At 56.0% G+C, this 16,149-nt stretch carries 13 protein-coding genes; 5 read left to right on the forward strand and 8 right to left on the reverse strand.

What is annotated here, in order from left to right; genetic code table 11:
• Nucleotides 1-198: 198 nt before the first annotated feature.
• Nucleotides 199-1,656: a membrane-bound lytic murein transglycosylase MltF gene (gene mltF / locus ACZRJQ_RS18095; RefSeq protein WP_463979700.1), complete on the forward strand. Its 1,458-nt coding sequence runs from the start codon at nucleotides 199-201 to the stop codon at nucleotides 1,654-1,656.
• A gap of 177 nt (nucleotides 1,657-1,833) precedes the next feature.
• Here mltF and pdxJ read toward each other — a convergent pair whose 3' ends face one another.
• The 8 genes from pdxJ to lptF form a co-directional block, all read right to left on the reverse strand.
• A complete protein-coding gene (gene pdxJ / locus ACZRJQ_RS18100; RefSeq protein ID WP_463979701.1) occupies nucleotides 1,834-2,577 on the reverse strand; it encodes a pyridoxine 5'-phosphate synthase in 744 nt (247 codons plus the stop codon).
• Nucleotides 2,578-2,627: 50 nt separating this feature from the next.
• A complete protein-coding gene (gene recO / locus ACZRJQ_RS18105; RefSeq protein ID WP_463979702.1) occupies nucleotides 2,628-3,311 on the reverse strand; it encodes a DNA repair protein RecO in 684 nt (227 codons plus the stop codon).
• 122 nt (nucleotides 3,312-3,433) lie between these two features.
• Nucleotides 3,434-4,336 carry a GTPase Era gene (gene era, locus ACZRJQ_RS18110; RefSeq protein ID WP_463979703.1) on the reverse strand — a complete coding sequence of 301 codons (903 nt, stop codon included), beginning with the start codon at nucleotides 4,334-4,336 and terminating at the stop codon, nucleotides 3,434-3,436.
• Nucleotides 4,329-5,018 carry a ribonuclease III gene (rnc, locus tag ACZRJQ_RS18115; protein WP_463979704.1) on the reverse strand — a complete coding sequence of 230 codons (690 nt, stop codon included), beginning with the start codon at nucleotides 5,016-5,018 and terminating at the stop codon, nucleotides 4,329-4,331. Before rnc ends, era begins: the two co-directional genes overlap by 8 nt.
• A 260-nt stretch (nucleotides 5,019-5,278) precedes the next feature.
• On the reverse strand, nucleotides 5,279-6,133 hold the full coding sequence (lepB, locus tag ACZRJQ_RS18120) for a signal peptidase I (protein ID WP_463979705.1): 855 nt from the start codon (nucleotides 6,131-6,133) through the stop codon (nucleotides 5,279-5,281).
• A gap of 5 nt (nucleotides 6,134-6,138) precedes the next feature.
• Nucleotides 6,139-7,938: a translation elongation factor 4 gene (lepA, locus tag ACZRJQ_RS18125; RefSeq protein WP_463979706.1), complete on the reverse strand. Its 1,800-nt coding sequence runs from the start codon at nucleotides 7,936-7,938 to the stop codon at nucleotides 6,139-6,141.
• Between the two features lie 162 nt (nucleotides 7,939-8,100).
• Nucleotides 8,101-9,162 (reverse strand): LPS export ABC transporter permease LptG, encoded by a 1,062-nt coding sequence (gene lptG / locus ACZRJQ_RS18130; protein WP_463979707.1) that lies wholly within the window; start codon nucleotides 9,160-9,162, stop codon nucleotides 8,101-8,103.
• Nucleotides 9,155-10,273, reverse strand: coding sequence for an LPS export ABC transporter permease LptF (gene lptF / locus ACZRJQ_RS18135; RefSeq protein WP_463979756.1), 1,119 nt, complete (start codon nucleotides 10,271-10,273; stop codon nucleotides 9,155-9,157). The genes lptG and lptF overlap by 8 nt, the downstream gene beginning before the upstream one ends.
• A 317-nt stretch (nucleotides 10,274-10,590) precedes the next feature.
• On the opposite strand from lptF, the gene ACZRJQ_RS18140 reads away from it, so the two are divergent.
• The 4 genes from ACZRJQ_RS18140 to ACZRJQ_RS18155 all read left to right on the forward strand — a co-directional run bounded on the left by ACZRJQ_RS18140 (nucleotide 10,591) and on the right by ACZRJQ_RS18155 (nucleotide 16,041).
• Complete coding sequence (locus tag ACZRJQ_RS18140; protein ID WP_463979708.1) at nucleotides 10,591-12,081, forward strand: leucyl aminopeptidase; 1,491 nt, start codon at nucleotides 10,591-10,593, stop codon at nucleotides 12,079-12,081.
• A 56-nt stretch (nucleotides 12,082-12,137) separates the two neighbouring features.
• On the forward strand, nucleotides 12,138-12,578 hold the full coding sequence (locus ACZRJQ_RS18145) for a DNA polymerase III subunit chi (protein ID WP_463979709.1): 441 nt from the start codon (nucleotides 12,138-12,140) through the stop codon (nucleotides 12,576-12,578).
• A 7-nt stretch (nucleotides 12,579-12,585) separates the two neighbouring features.
• Complete coding sequence (locus tag ACZRJQ_RS18150; RefSeq protein ID WP_463979710.1) at nucleotides 12,586-12,999, forward strand: DNA polymerase III subunit chi; 414 nt, start codon at nucleotides 12,586-12,588, stop codon at nucleotides 12,997-12,999.
• A 195-nt stretch (nucleotides 13,000-13,194) separates the two neighbouring features.
• Nucleotides 13,195-16,041: a valine--tRNA ligase gene (locus tag ACZRJQ_RS18155; protein WP_463979711.1), complete on the forward strand. Its 2,847-nt coding sequence runs from the start codon at nucleotides 13,195-13,197 to the stop codon at nucleotides 16,039-16,041.
• Nucleotides 16,042-16,149 lie beyond the last annotated feature (108 nt).

Raw genomic sequence — 16,149 nt, forward strand, 5'->3', positions numbered from 1 at the left:
GCGCACACCAAACGTCGCCAACTGACCAAGGCCTTATTCTTTATGGCTATCAGAGCCGCCTAAAGTGGTCGCTTACGGTCTTTAAACATCGGCCAAAGCCCCATTCCATAAGGGTTTGCGTGGTTTAGGCGGCGATTAGCAGAACGACTGCAAATTGTCGATATATGGCGTGCGCGCTCGTTTGCGTATACTGCGCGAATGTTTTCACTCACTGCAATCCGCCCGCGCTGCGCCAAATGGCTGCTCGCCACCGGACTCTTCCTGATGCTTGGTGCCTGCGTTGAAAAACCCAGCACACTTGAGCGCGTAAAGGAGGATGGGGTACTGCGGGTCATCACCCGTAACAGCCCGGCCACCTATTTCGAAGATCGCAATGGCGAAACCGGCTTTGAATACGAGCTGGTAAAACGCTTTGCCGATGATCTTGGGGTTGAGCTGAAAATCGAAACAGCAGACAACCTGGACGATATGTTCACTCAACTGGGCCAACCTGACGGTCCAGCTTTAGCTGCTGCCGGTCTGGTCAGCAGCGAGAAACGCCTGCAACAAGCCAAGTTTTCACACCCCTACCTTGAAGTCACCCCACAGATCATCTACCGCAACGGGCAATCGCGCCCAACCACAGCGGCAGATCTGGCAGGCAAGCGCATTACCGTTCTTAAGGGCAGCTCCCACGCCGAACAACTTGCCGAACTCAAGAAGCAATACCCGGGAATCGAGTACGACGAGTCTGATGCCGTTGAGGTTGTCGACTTGTTACGCATGGTCGATGAAGGCCAGATTGACCTGACGCTGGTCGACTCCAATGAAGTGGCCATGAATCAGGTCTACTTCCCCAACGTGCGTGTCGCATTCGATTTGGGGGATGCCCGCAGCCAACGCTGGGCTGTCATGGCTGGCGAAGACAACAGCCTGCTCAACGAGATCAACGCGTATCTGGATAAAGTTGAGAAAAACGGCACCCTGCAACGGCTCAAAGACCGTTACTACGGTCACGTTGACGTGCTGGGTTATGTAGGCGCTTACACCTTCGCTCAGCACTTGCAGCAGCGCTTGCCCAAGTACGAAAAATTCTTCAAAGAAGCGGCAAAAAAAGAAGGCGTCGACTGGCGTTTGCTGGCAGCTATGGGCTATCAGGAATCCTTGTGGCAACCGGCTGTCACCTCAAAAACAGGTGTTCGCGGCCTGATGATGCTGACCCAGAACACAGCTCAAGCCATGGGCGTGTCCAATCGACTGGACGCCAAACAAAGCATTTTTGGCGGAGCTAAATACCTGGCTCTTATTAAGAGCCAACTGGACGACGACATCGAAGAGCCTGATCGCACCTGGTTTGCACTGGCGGCCTACAACGTGGGGGGAGGTCATCTAGACGACGCGCGCAAGCTAGCCAAAAAAGAAGGTTTGAACCCGAACAAGTGGCTGGACGTGAAGAAGATGCTACCTCGACTTGCACAAAAGCAGTGGTACAGCAAAACCCGTTATGGCTACGCCCGAGGCGGAGAACCGGTGCACTTTGTGGCCAACATTCGACGCTACTACGACATCCTGACGTGGGCCACACAGCCGCAGCTTGAAGGCGATCAAGTCGCCGATGACAAGCTGCACCTCCCCGGCATCGACAAGACCAAGCCTAAAGAAGAGCCGAAGCTTTAAAAGCAGGCGTGATTGCGTAGCAGCTGCCGCAGGAACGAGGCTGCGTTCGGCGACGTAGTCGCCGCAAATCAAGCGCCTCGGTGTATCAGATTTATTGAGTGCTCAGATTTTACGACGGCTTTGCCGCCGAACGCAGCCTCGTTCCTCGTCAGCGAGTACACACGCGAATAAGGCGAGTTAAGCCTTTGCCGCCGCTAATATCAGCGCCTTCATTTGCGCTACAGCCGACTTAAAGCCAACGAACAGCGCATGGGCAACCAGGGCGTGGCCAATGTTCAGTTCGTTGATGCCTTTGATCGCCGCCACCGCTTCCACGTTGTGGTAGTGCAAACCGTGACCTGCGTTCACGATCAGGCCTTGGGCCAGGCCACACGCCACGCCTTCGGCTACGCGCCGCAACTCTTCAGCCACTTCAGTTGGGGTCTGGGCATCGGCATAACGACCAGTGTGCAACTCAATCGCAGGGGCTCCGACACGCTTGGAGGCTTCGATCTGACGCTCGTCAGCGTCGATAAACAGCGACACCTCACAGCCTATTCTGGACAGACGATCAACCGCCGCCTTGATTCGTGCTTCTTGTCCTGCCACATCCAAACCACCTTCGGTGGTCAATTCTTGGCGGGTCTCAGGCACCAGACAGATATGCGCCGGGCGAATATGCTCGGCAAATACCATCATTTCTTCGGTCACGCCCATTTCAAAATTCATGCGCGTTTGCAGCACATCCTTGAGCAACAACACATCACGCTCTTGAATGTGACGGCGGTCTTCGCGCAAGTGAACGGTGATGCCATCAGCGCCCGCCTCTTCCGCGTCCAGCGCGGCCTTGACCGGGTCAGGGTAACGCGTGCCGCGAGCCTGACGCAGCGTGGCTACGTGGTCGATATTCACGCCGAGAAGAATGCGATTGCTTTGGGTCACGTGGGCTCTCCTGAAGAGTTGAAGATTCGGCGCACAGCATACCGATCTATTCAGGGCTTGCGAAACAACTCACGACTGGCCAGTGGCTTACCGGCCAAATGAACAGCCAAAGCCTGACGCATTAACCGTTTGGCAGCTGACAAAGCGCCGGGGGTGCTCCACTGGGCCTCGGCCATTGCATGTAACTCTGTGCCGTGAAACAGCCCTGGTTGCAACAACCAAACACGCTCCAGCCCGGCATCAACCTGCAAGCGATACAAGCCATCTGCTGCAACAGGCTCGCCGTGAATATCACGCGAGAGCGAGAAGCCATAGCCCAAATCGTCCAGCAAACGCCATTCGAATGCCCGCAATAAAGGCTCCAGCGGTCGGCCTTCGGCCAATGCCAGTAACGTCGCTGCGTAGTGATCGAATACCGCAGGGTGAGGGTCTTCAGCAGGCAACAGGCGAATGAGCAGCTCATTGAGATAAAGACCGCTGAACAGCGCTTCACCATTGAGCCAGGTTGAAATGCCTGCGCTTTCCATTCGCCCCACGTTTTTTAGCTCGCCACGCCCACGAAATTCGATCTCAAGCGGAACAAAAGGCCGAGCCAAGGTGCCAGCCTTGCCACGCGCACTGCGCAATACCGCACGCAAACGCCCTTGCGGCGTAATGAAGTCGACCAAAGCACTGGTTTCGCGATAAGGGCGACTGTGCAGGACATAGGCGAGTTGGGGGACGGGGTTAGCCATGATGTCTCAATTGTGGTTGTAACTCACTGCAAGCGCTGGCGAAGGCTGCGACTTTATAGATCAAAAGTTCGCAGCTTGCGCCAGCTCCTGCGGGGTATTCACCTGCTATTGAGAGGCCGGTGTTACAGGTCGCCGTAGCCCAATGAACGCAAGGCACGTTCGTCGTCGGACCAGCCGCCTTTAACCTTAACCCACAGGTTAAGCATGATTTTGGAGTCGAACAGCAGCTCCATATCTTTACGCGCCTCAGTGCCGATGCGCTTGATGCGCTCGCCCTTGTCGCCAATGATGATTTTCTTCTGGCCGTCACGCTCAACCAGGATCAGCGCGTGGATGTGCAGGGTTTTACCCTGCTGCTTGAACTCTTCGATCTCAACAGTGATCTGGTACGGCAGCTCTGCACCCATTTGACGCATGATCTTTTCACGAACCAACTCAGCGGCCAGGAAGCGGCTGCTGCGGTCAGTGATCTGGTCTTCCGGGAAGAAATGCTCGTTTTCCGGCAGATGGTCAGCAATCACACGCTCAAGGGCTTCGAGGTTGTGGCCGTGTTGAGCAGAAATCGGGATGATCTGCGCGTTCGGCAGTTGCTCCTGAAGCCAGCTCAGGTGCGGCATCAGCTCGGCTTTGTCTTCGATACGGTCGGTCTTGTTCAACGCGACGATCAAAGGGCCGGTTACGTATTGAACACGCTCCAGCACCATCTGGTCTTCGTCGGTCCACTTGGTGCGATCCACCACGAAGATCACCACATCAACGTCTTTCAACGCAGCAGAAGCGGTTTTGTTCATGTAACGGTTCAGGGCTTTTTCGCCACCCTTGTGCATGCCCGGGGTGTCTACATAGACCGCTTGCACGCTGCCTTCGGTCTTGATGCCCAACATGTTGTGACGAGTGGTCTGTGGCTTGCGCGAAGTGATCGCCAGCTTTTGACCCAAAATGTGGTTCAGCAGTGTGGATTTACCCACGTTTGGTCGACCAACAATGGCGACATAGCCACAGCGTGTTGCAGTTGAATCAGTCATGGCCATTCTCCACGCCAAGGGCTATCAGTGCTGCGGCGGCCGCTACCTGTTCGGCAATACGACGACTCACACCCTGACCTCGGCTTTTTTCATTCAATAAAGCAATCTCGCACTCAACAAAGAAAGTGCGGCAATGCGGTTCGCCCTGGATATCCACCACTTCGTAACGTGGCAGCTCACAGGCACGCGACTGCAAGAACTCTTGCAGGCGGGTTTTTGGATCTTTATTGGTATCGACCAGTGTCAGCGTTTCAAACTCGCTGGCCAGCCAGGCTAATACGCGGTCGCGAGCAGCTTCCATGCCGGCGTCCAGGTAGATAGCACCGATCAGGGCTTCAAGAGCATCGGCCAAAATCGATTCACGGCGAAAACCACCGCTCTTCAGTTCGCCCGACCCCAAACGCAGGTACTCGCCCAGCTCAAAACCACGGGCCAATACTGCCAGGGTTTCGCCTTTTACCAAGCGTGCGCGCAAACGCGACAACTGGCCTTCACGGGCCAACGGGAAGCGATCAAACAAGGCTTCACCGGCAACAAAATTGAGGATAGCGTCACCCAGAAACTCAAGGCGCTCGTTATTACGCCCTGCGAAACTGCGGTGAGTCAGGGCCAGAATCATCAGTTCCTGGTCTTTGAAGGTGTAGCCGAGCTGACGCTCTAAACGATTTAAAGAAAAACTCACGATTTACCCACGCTGAGTTCGTGGCCGAATGTCACCACCGGACCGATATTAGGGATCAGTGATGCTCGTTTATCGCATAGCAAATGGACAGGGAACAGGCTGTTCGCCGCCGTCACACTTAACGCTTTGTTCAAATCCACATCCTGAATACAGTTAACCGCCTACCTGACTCGGTGTGACGGTTGTAAGCATCGCCAGACGTCTGATTTATTCAGACACCTGAAAAGCATTCGGCGCTGTTATTAACAGCGCCGTTTTGATTACTTGATCAACCCAACCCGCGAGAAGTTTGGCAGGTGGCTCATTTTGGGCTCAGGCCAACTCATCCAGACTGCGAAGGCCTTGCCGACAATATTCTTGTCAGGGACCATGCCCAGCTCATCTTTGGGAATGTTCGGATCATCCCAGTAACGGCTGTCATTCGAGTTGTCGCGGTTGTCGCCCATCATGAAGTAATGCTCGGCCGGAACCGTCCATTCATGATCAGGTGGAGTGCGATAGCGGCTCATTTCCTTGCGGATCATGTGCTCGACTTCACCCAGCTTTTCTTTGTATAGCTGCGCACTGCCCAATGTGCCGGGCTCAGAGCCAACCAGTTGCTCAGCAACCAGTTGGTCGTTGACGTACAGCTTCTTGTCACTGGTGTAACGAATTTTGTCGCCCGGCAGCCCGACTACACGCTTGATGTAGTTGACTGTCGGATCGCTTGGATAGCGAAACACCATCACATCGCCCCGCTTCGGATCACCCACCTCGATGATTTTCTTGTCGATCACCGGCAGGCGGATCCCGTAAGAAAACTTGCTCACCAAGATGAAATCGCCCACATCCAGTGTCGGCTTCATCGAGCCGGACGGAATCTGGAACGGCTCAACCAGAAACGAACGCAGCACCAACACGATGAACAACACCGGGAAGAACGACTTGCCGTATTCAACCAGCAGCGGTTCTTTGTTGAGCTTCTCGATCACCTGAATATCAGCCGGATTGACGCTGGCTTGATAGTTAGCAATGGCCTTACGCCGGCGCGGAGCCAGGAAGACCAGATCGAGCAGCGCCAGCAAACCGCAGACGGCTACAGCAATGACCAGCAACAGCGGGAAATTTAGTGACATAGGACCTAACTATCCAACCTGAGCACTGCAAGGAAGGCTTCTTGTGGAATTTCCACGTTGCCCACTTGCTTCATGCGTTTTTTACCGGCTTTCTGCTTTTCCAACAGCTTGCGCTTACGGCTAACGTCACCACCGTAGCATTTGGCCAGTACGTTTTTTCTGAGCGCTTTAACAGAGGAGCGCGCAATGATTTGGCCGCCAATTGCAGCCTGAATTGCCACATCAAACATCTGACGCGGAATCAGTTCTTTCATTTTTTCGGTCAGCGCACGCCCTTTGTAATGAGCGTTGTCGCGGTGAACGATCAATGCGAGAGCATCGACTTTTTCGCCGTTGATCAATACGTCCAGCTTGACCAGATTGGCCGACTGGTAACGATTGAAATGGTAATCGAGCGAAGCATAGCCGCGACTGGTGGACTTGAGACGGTCGAAGAAGTCCAAAACCACTTCGTTCATCGGCAAGTCGTAAGTCACTTGAACCTGTGTGCCCAGGAACAACATGTCGTGTTGAACGCCACGTTTTTCAATGCACAGGGTTATGACGTTGCCCAGGTGCTCTTGAGGCACAAGGATATTGGCGCGCACGATCGGCTCGCGAATATCTTCAATGGACGACACGTCAGGCAGTTTTGACGGGTTATCGACGTAAATCGTTTCGCCGGTTTTGAGCAGCAGCTCAAAAATAACGGTCGGTGCGGTGGTGATCAGATCCAGGTCGTACTCGCGCTCCAGGCGCTCCTGAATGATCTCCATGTGCAACATGCCAAGGAAGCCGCAACGGAAGCCGAAGCCCAGTGCGTCAGAGCTTTCTGGTGTGTATTGCAGCGACGAGTCGTTGAGCGTGAGCTTTTGCAGCGCTTCACGGAAGTCTTCGAAGTCATCGGAGCTGACCGGGAACAAACCGGCGTAAACCTGCGGCTGAATACGTTTGAAACCTGGCAGCACGTCAACATCAGGCGTGGAACTCAAGGTCAGGGTATCGCCCACTGGCGCACCATGAATGTCCTTGATGCCTGCAATGATGAAACCTACTTCACCGGCCTTCAGGTCAGTGGTGGCGGTGTGTTTTGGGTTAAATACACCGACGCTGTCCACCAGATGAACCTTGCCGGTGGATTTAACCAGAATCTTGTCGCCCTTTTTCACACGGCCGTGGCGCACGCGAACCAGAGACACAACGCCCAGGTAGTTGTCGAACCAGGAGTCGATGATCAACGCTTGCAGCGGATCTTCGTAATTGCCGGTCGGCGCAGGAATGGTGTGAACCAGGCGCTCAAGCACTTCGTCGACACCCAGGCCTGTTTTGGCGCTGCACGTCACGGCATCGGTGGCGTCAATGCCGATGATTTTTTCGATTTCTTCTTTAACGCGGTCTGGATCAGCCTGCGGCAAGTCGATCTTGTTCAAGACCGGCATAACCTCAAGGCCCTGCTCGATCGCGGTGTAGCAGTTGGCGACGGACTGGGCTTCTACGCCCTGCCCCGCATCGACCACCAGCAACGCACCTTCACAGGCCGCCAAAGAACGGCTGACTTCATAGGTGAAGTCAACGTGACCCGGGGTGTCAATGAAGTTCAACTGATAGGTAATGCCGTCTTTGGCCGTGTAATACAAGGTAACGCTGTGGGCCTTGATGGTGATCCCGCGCTCACGCTCGAGGTCCATGGAGTCCAGCACCTGGGCTTCCATTTCACGGGCAGTCAGGCCGCCGCACATCTGAATAAAGCGATCGGCCAGCGTCGACTTGCCATGGTCAATGTGGGCGATGATGGAGAAATTGCGGATATGACTCAAATCACTCACGGGTCAACACTCAAAAAAAGTCGCAGGCAGACTGCCCGCCGAAAAATAGCCGGGAATTGTACCTGATCATCAAGCCAAGCGTCACGTTCACAGGCCAAAGCACTCCCACAAAAAAGCCTCTATCACGAGATAGAGGCTTTCGATTAACTCAACGCTTGCTCATCAACCCGCTCGGCGCAACAGCCAAACCCCGGCCAGCGCGCAAATGGCGGCAGGCAGCATCACGGCAAACAACGGCGAGAAGCCGAACACCAGACTGGACGGCCCCAGCAGGTCTTGGGCGATTTTGAAGGTGAAGCCCACCAACACGCCGGTGAACACACGCTGGCCCAATGTGACTGAACGCAACGGACCAAAAATAAACGAAATTGCCATCAACACCAGCGCGGCGGTGACCAGCGGCTGCAACACCTTGACCCAAAAAGCCAACCAATAACGGCCATTGTTCAGGCCTTGATCCTTGAGGTAGTGGATGTAACTCCACAGACCACTGATCGACAACGACTCAGGCGCCATGACCACGGTATTGAGCAGTTGAGGGCTCAGGGCAACGTCCCAGCGCTCTACCGGTGCCTTGACCACTTCGGTGCTGCGATCTTTGAATAGCGTGGTCGTCACATCGGTCAGTTGCCAGTGATCCTGATCAAACTGAGCTTTTTTAGCAAAGCTCGACGACAGCATGTGGCGCTCTTTATCAAAGCGATAACGCGTCACGCCATACAGCAGGCCACTGGGTTGAACGGCGTTAATGTGAATGAACTCATCGCCCTGACGGTGCCACAGACCATGCTTGGAACTCTGAGCGTCGCCGCCACCTTGCGCCAATGCACGATTGGCCTGCGCGATGGTTTCAGTGGCAGGGGCCACGTATTCACCCACCAACACACCCGCCAGCATCAACACCAGCATGGGTTTCATGACCGCCCAGACGATACGCCCGATGGACACACCCGCTGCGCGCATGATGGTCAATTCGCTGTTGCTGGCCAAACTGCCCAGACCGATCAAGCAGCCAATCAATGCCGCCATCGGCAGCATGTCGTACAAACGACGCGGCGCTGTCAGCAATACAAAGCTGAATACGTCCATCACGGTATAGCTGTCGCTGATGCTGCTTGTTTCATCAATGAACGCAAACAGCGAAGCCAACCCCAAAATGATCCCCAGAACCGCCAGGATCGCCATCAACACACTGCTACCAATGTAGCGATCGAGCTTAACCACGGGCGATCTCCTTCTCGCTACGGCGACTCGCCAGCTTCAAGCGCAACGGCTCCCAATACAGCAACACCAGGCCGATGGCCAAGAACAGAAGGTGCACCCACCACAAACCGATGGCCGGTGAAATTTTGCCTTTTTCAAGGGCTCCACGCGCCGAAATCAGAATAGTCAGGTAACCCATATAAAGAAGGATCGCGGGCAGCAACTTGAGGAAGCGACCTTGGCGCGGGTTAACACGCGACAACGGCACTGCGATCAAGGTCACGATAAACACCAGCAACGGCAGGGAAATACGCCATTGCAGCTCAGCAATGGCTCGTGGCTGAGAGTTACCGACCAAATCGAGCGTCGGGATCGCATCGCGGTCGGTGACTTCATCACTGGCATCGGGTTTAGGCAACAACACGCCATAGGTGTCGTACTTGATGGCACGGTAATCGGCCTGCCCCGGGTTACCGTCATAGCGGTAGCCGTTATCCAGAATCAACCAGCGGCTGCCATCAGAACGCACTTCCTGACGGCCTTTTTCAGCCACCAGCACTGAAATACTGCGGTCTTTGGCATCCTGACCGAGCCTCTTTTGAGAGATGAACACCCCCGACAGGTTGGTCCGGTCGTTGGTCAACTCTTCGGTGTAGGTCACTCGAGAACCATCGCTCAATGACTGAAAGCGGCCCGGCACCAAGGTGTCGAACTCCGTCAGGGCATCTTGCTTGTTCAGCAACAACTGGAACTGGTTAGCGCCTTGTGGCGCCAGACTCAGGCTCAACCATGCAACGATCAGGGCAACAAACGTGGCCGGGATCATCGTCATGCCCAGCAAACGCTGCTGGCTCATGCCGGTGGCCGACAGCACCGTCATCTCGCTTTCGAGGTACAAACGCCCGTAAGCCAGAAGAATGCCGAGAAACAGCCCCAGTGGCAGGATCAGTTGCAGGAAGCCCGGCAGACGAAACCCCATGATCAGGAACAGCGAACCAGGGTCCAAGGCCCCAGAAGCAGCCTGAGCCAAGTATTTAATGAAACGACCGCTCATGATGATGACCAGCAGCACAGCGCTGACAGCGCTCAATGTAAGCAGGACTTCGCGGGATAAATAACGGAAGACGATCAAACCAGACACTCCAGGGTCGTCAGGCTAAGGCGGCCAAACAAGCGGCATAACGAGTCGACGCAAGCTCATAGAGATGAGCTGAGCCGTTTAAAAAGATGGCGCATTATCCTGTGAATAAGCGCGCCTGTCACTGCGCATACTCACCCAAGGGCTTAAACCGTCAATATGGCGGCATGCGAGGGTTGTCAGGCTCGGTCGACGGGGTTCAAACTGCCCGCCTTGACGTCATCCTGCAAACGGGGTGAAACGCTTCATCTATTAAGCAAGCAAACCCAGTGTTTGCGCGCATGTTGACCATTTGATTCAGGGACCCGGACATGGAACTGGTTGTAAAAAGCGTTAGCCCAGAAACGTTGAAAACGGCCACTCTCGTGGTCGCCATCGGCGAAGGTCGAAAACTCGACCACACCGCCAAAGCCATCGACGAACTCACTGGCGGCGCCATCAGCGCCGTACTCAAGCGCGGCGACATTGCGGGCAAAACCGGTCAAAGCCTGCTGCTGCACAGCCTGCCCAACCTCAAGGCCGAGCGCGTATTGCTGCTGGGCACGGGCAAAGACGACGAACTGGGTGATCGCCCGTTCCGTAAAATCATCAGCGCCGCACTGTCCGTGCTTAAAGGTCTGGGCGGCAGCGATGCCGTATTCGCCCTCGACGAACTGGTGGTCAAAGGTCGCGACAGCTACAGCAAAACTCGCCTGCTGGCAGAAACGCTGGTCGATGGCGAATACACCTTCGATCGTTTCAAAAGCAAAAAAGCCGAACCGCGCGCCCTGAAAAAAATTACCCTGCTGACTATCAAGGCTGCGCAGGCTGAAGTTCAACTCGCCGTTACCCACGCCCAGGCGATTGCTGCCGGCATGTCGTTCACCCGCGATCTGGGCAACCTGCCGCCGAACATCTGCCACCCAAGCTTCCTGGCCGAGCAAGCCAAAGAGTTGGGCAAAGCGCACAAAGGCCTCAAAGTCGAGATTCTCGACGAGAAGAAAATCAAAGAGCTGGGCATGGGGGCTTTTTACGCCGTCGGCCAAGGCAGCGATCAGCCGCCACGTTTGATCGTGATGAACTACTCGGGCGGCAAGAAATCCGAAAAACCGTTCGTACTCGTTGGCAAAGGCATCACCTTCGACACCGGCGGCATCAGCCTCAAGCCGGGCGCAGGCATGGATGAAATGAAGTACGACATGGGCGGCGCTGCCAGTGTGTTCGGCACGCTGCGCGCAGTCCTTGAGCTGAAACTGCCGATCAATCTGGTGTGCATTTTGGCCTGCGCCGAAAACATGCCAAGCGGCGGTGCAGCACGTCCGGGCGACATCGTGACCACCATGAGCGGTCAAACGGTTGAGATCCTCAACACTGACGCTGAAGGCCGTCTGGTGCTGTGTGATGCCCTGACCTACGCCGAGCGTTTCAAGCCGCAAGCGGTAATCGACATCGCCACACTGACCGGCGCGTGCATGGTTGCGCTGGGCGCTCACACCTCGGGCCTGATGGGTAACAACGACGAATTGATCGACCAACTGCTAGAAGCCGGCAAGCAAGCCGACGATCGCGCCTGGCAGCTGCCGTTGTTCGACGAGTACCAAGAGCAACTGGACAGCCCGTTTGCCGATATGGCCAACATTGGCGGCCCTAAAGCGGGTGCTATCACCGCAGGCTGCTTCTTGTCGCGCTTTGCCAAGGCCTACCACTGGGCGCATCTGGACATCGCCGGCACCGCATGGGTCAGCGGTGGCAAGGATAAAGGCGCCAGTGGCCGCCCAGTTCCTCTGCTGACTCAGTACCTGTTGGATCGCGCCAACGCTTGAAGCTGATGATCGAAGGCTGCGTCATCAATCACGCAGCCTTCGATTCAGGAATTGCAATGACCTCTGAAAAAACCAAAGTCGACTTTTATATCCTTCCCAGTGCCGAGCCTTCAGCACGACTGGATTTCGCCTGCAAACTCACCGAAAAAGCCTGGCGACTGGGGCATCGGGTGTATCTGCATTGCAGCGATATTGCCCAGCGCAAGGACTTGGACGCACGTCTTTGGCGCTTCAAGGGCGAGAGTTTCGTGCCCCACAGCACTGTCGAAGATGAACCCGACGGGGTGATTGTCATGGGCCTTGATGAGGCACCTGACGGCCATCAGGATTTACTGATCAATCTGGACCTTAAAGTCCCCGAATTTTTCACACGCTTCGCCCGCGTGGCAGAAGTGGTGGTCGAAGACCCCGCCGTTCGACTGGCCGCACGGGAGAGTTTCCGCTTCTACCGTGAACAGGGCTATCCTCTGCAAGACCACAAGTTACAACGACTCTGAGCACACGATGGACACCTCCAATTCGCCGCAAAACGCCGCACATCTGCTCGACGACCTCGAGTCCATCCGCAAGTTGCTCGGTGATGAAGGCCTGCAACCGCCCCTGCTGACTGAAATGGTGGGCGAGGACGGCGCGAAAATTCCGCTGTTGTCCGACACGGTTGACGTCCAGCCGGTGGTAGAACAAAGCACTCCGATTGCCCCCGAAGTGCCTGAGCCCGTTCAAATGCCACTGGCCATTACCCCAAAAGCTGAAAAAGCCCCGGACGCTCTGTTAGTCCACTTGGACAAAGAACTGCGCACGGCAGCCCAAGCCATCATGCAAGAGGTCATCAACGACTTTGCGCCGCACATCGAAACCGAAATCAAACGCCGCCTCGATGCGCACATGGAACGCTTGCTCGCCCAACACCAAAGCTAACCCGGTAGTCGCTGCCGCAGGCTGCAATGGATGCGCAGCAACCCGTTTGCCTTAGGGCCCTGCCTGCTTCATCCCAGCCTGCGGCAGCGACTACAAATGCGCCTTAGCTTCTTGCCCACACAACTCGCCCTATGCGCCCCGCCCCGCTATACTTGCCGGCTTTCCTGAATTAATGCCAATAGGGTCCCGCCGCGCATGGATAAGACCTACCAGCCGCACGCCATTGAAACTTCCTGGTACAAAACCTGGGAAGACGAGAATTACTTTGCCCCGCAAGGCGCGGGCGACCCGTACACCATCATGATCCCGCCGCCGAACGTCACCGGCAGCTTGCACATGGGGCACGGTTTTAACAACGCGATCATGGACGCCCTGATCCGCTTCCGCCGCATGCAGGGTCGCAACACCTTGTGGCAGCCTGGCACCGACCACGCGGGCATTGCGACCCAAATGCTGGTTGAGCGCCAAATCGAAGCTCAAGGCTTGAACCGTCACGACCTGGGCCGCGAAAAATTCCTCGAAAAAATCTGGGAATGGAAAGACCAGTCCGGCGGCAACATCAGCCGTCAGATCCGTCGCTTGGGCTCGTCCGTCGACTGGAGCCGCGAGCGCTTCACGATGGATGACGGCCTGTCCGAAGCCGTAAAAGAAGCCTTTGTGCGCCTGCACGAAGACGGCCTGATCTATCGCGGCAAGCGTCTGGTCAACTGGGACACCAAACTGCACACCGCCATTTCCGACCTTGAAGTGGAAAACCACGACGAGAAAGGTTTCTTGTGGAACCTGCGCTATCCACTGGCTGACGGCGCTAAAACCGCTGAAGGTCTGGATTACCTGGTTGTGGCAACCACTCGCCCCGAAACCATGCTCGGCGATGCTGCCGTGGCCGTGAACCCGGAAGACGAGCGCTACAAGGCCCTGATAGGCAAATTCGTTGAGCTGCCACTGGTTGGCCGCCGCATCCCGATCATTGCTGACGATTACTGCGATCCTGAATTCGGCACCGGCTGCGTGAAAATCACTCCGGCCCACGATTTCAACGACTACGAAGTCGGCAAGCGTCATAACCTGCCTCTGCTCAACATCTTCGACAAAAATGCCAAGGTGCTGCCTGCTGCGCAGGTGTTCAACCTTGACGGCACGCTGAACGAAACTGTCGACGGCACGCTGCCCGCCAAGTACGCAGGCCTCGACCGTTTTGAAGCGCGCAAGCAAATCGTGGCTGATTTTGACGAAGCAGGCCTGCTGGTCAGCGTTGACGATCACGCCCTGAAAGTCCCGAAAGGCGACCGCTCGGGCACCATCATCGAGCCGTGGCTGACCGACCAGTGGTACGTGTCGACCAAGCCGTTGGCAGAACCTGCCATTGCTGCCGTTGAAGACGGCCGTATCGCCTTCGTGCCCAAGCAGTACGAAAACATGTACTTCTCGTGGATGCGCGACATCCAGGACTGGTGCATCAGCCGTCAGCTGTGGTGGGGCCACCGTATTCCGGCCTGGTACGACGAGTCGGGCAAAGTTTATGTAGGCCGCGACGAAGCCGAAGTCCGCGCCAAAAACAACCTGGGCCCGGACGTTGCGCTGCAACAAGACAACGACGTGCTCGACACTTGGTTCAGCTCGGGTCTGTGGACGTTCTCCACCCTCGGCTGGCCAGAAAAAACCGAAGCGCTGAAAACCTTCCACTCCACTGACGTGTTGGTAACCGGTTTCGACATCATTTTCTTCTGGGTTGCCCGGATGATCATGCTCACCATGCACTTGGTGAAAAACGAAGACGGCACCCCGCAAGTTCCGTTCAAGACGGTGTATGTACACGGTCTGGTGCGTGACGGTCAGGGCCAGAAGATGTCCAAGTCCAAAGGCAACGTTCTGGACCCGCTGGACATTATCGACGGCATTGAACTCGAAGACCTGGTGGCCAAACGGACCACTGGCCTGATGCAGCCAAAACTGCTGAAGAAGATCGAGAAGCAAACCCGCGATGAATTCGCAGACGGCATCGCCAGCTACGGCACCGACGCCCTGCGCTTCACCTTCTGCTCGCTGGCGTCCACCGGTCGTGACATCAAGTTCGACATGGGCCGCGTTGAAGGCTATCGCAACTTCTGCAACAAAATCTGGAACGCCGCACGTTACGTGCTGGACAAGGGTGAAGACTGCGGCCAAAACGGCGAAGCCTACGAGTTGTCGCTGGCTGATCGCTGGATCATCTCGCAGTTACAACGCACCGAAGCCGAAGTGACCCGTCACCTGGACCAATTCCGTTTCGACCTCGCGGCGCAAGCCTTGTACGAGTTCATCTGGAACCAATACTGCGACTGGTACCTGGAACTCTCCAAGCCAGTGCTGTGGGACGAAAACGCTCCAGTTGAACGTCAGCGCGGCACCCGCCGTACGCTGGTTCGCGTACTGGAAGTGGCCCTGCGTCTGGCGCACCCGTTCATGCCGTTCATCACCGAAGAAATCTGGCAGCGCATCGCGCCGCTGGCGGGCGTTGAAGGCAAGACCATCATGCTGCAACCGTGGCCTGTGGCGAACGAAGCGCGCATCGACCAGGCCGCTGAGGACGACATCGAATGGCTCAAAGGCTTGATGCTTGGCACGCGCAACATCCGTGGCGAGATGAACATCGGCCCGGGCAAGCCGTTGCAGCTGTACCTTAAAAACGTCAGCAGCGAAGATCAGCGCCGTTTGACCGAGAATGACGCCTTGCTGAAAAAGCTGGCTAAACTCGAATCCATCACCGTGCTGCAAGACGGCGCCGAAGCACCGCTGTCCGCCACCGCTCTGGTTGGCGAGATGGAAGTGCTGGTGCCAATGGCCGGTCTGATCGACAAAGATGCAGAGTTGGCGCGTCTGGACAAGGAAATCCAGCGCTTGCACGGCGAAGTGGCCCGCGTAGGCGGAAAACTGTCAAACGCCGCGTTCGTAGACAAGGCTCCGGCCGAAGTCATCGACAAGGAACGCGCCAAACTGGCCGAAGCCGAACAGGCTTTGAGCAAGTTGGCAGACCAGCACGCGCGGATTTCCAGCCTGTAATTACGCTGCGCACCTGATCGCGGGCAAGACCTACCTTTGTGTAGGAACGAGCTTGCTCGCGATGGTCTAGAACGATAACGCTCCTATAGGCAGCGCTATCGAGATCAT

It is taken from the genome of Pseudomonas sp. E315 (assembly GCF_055406205.1).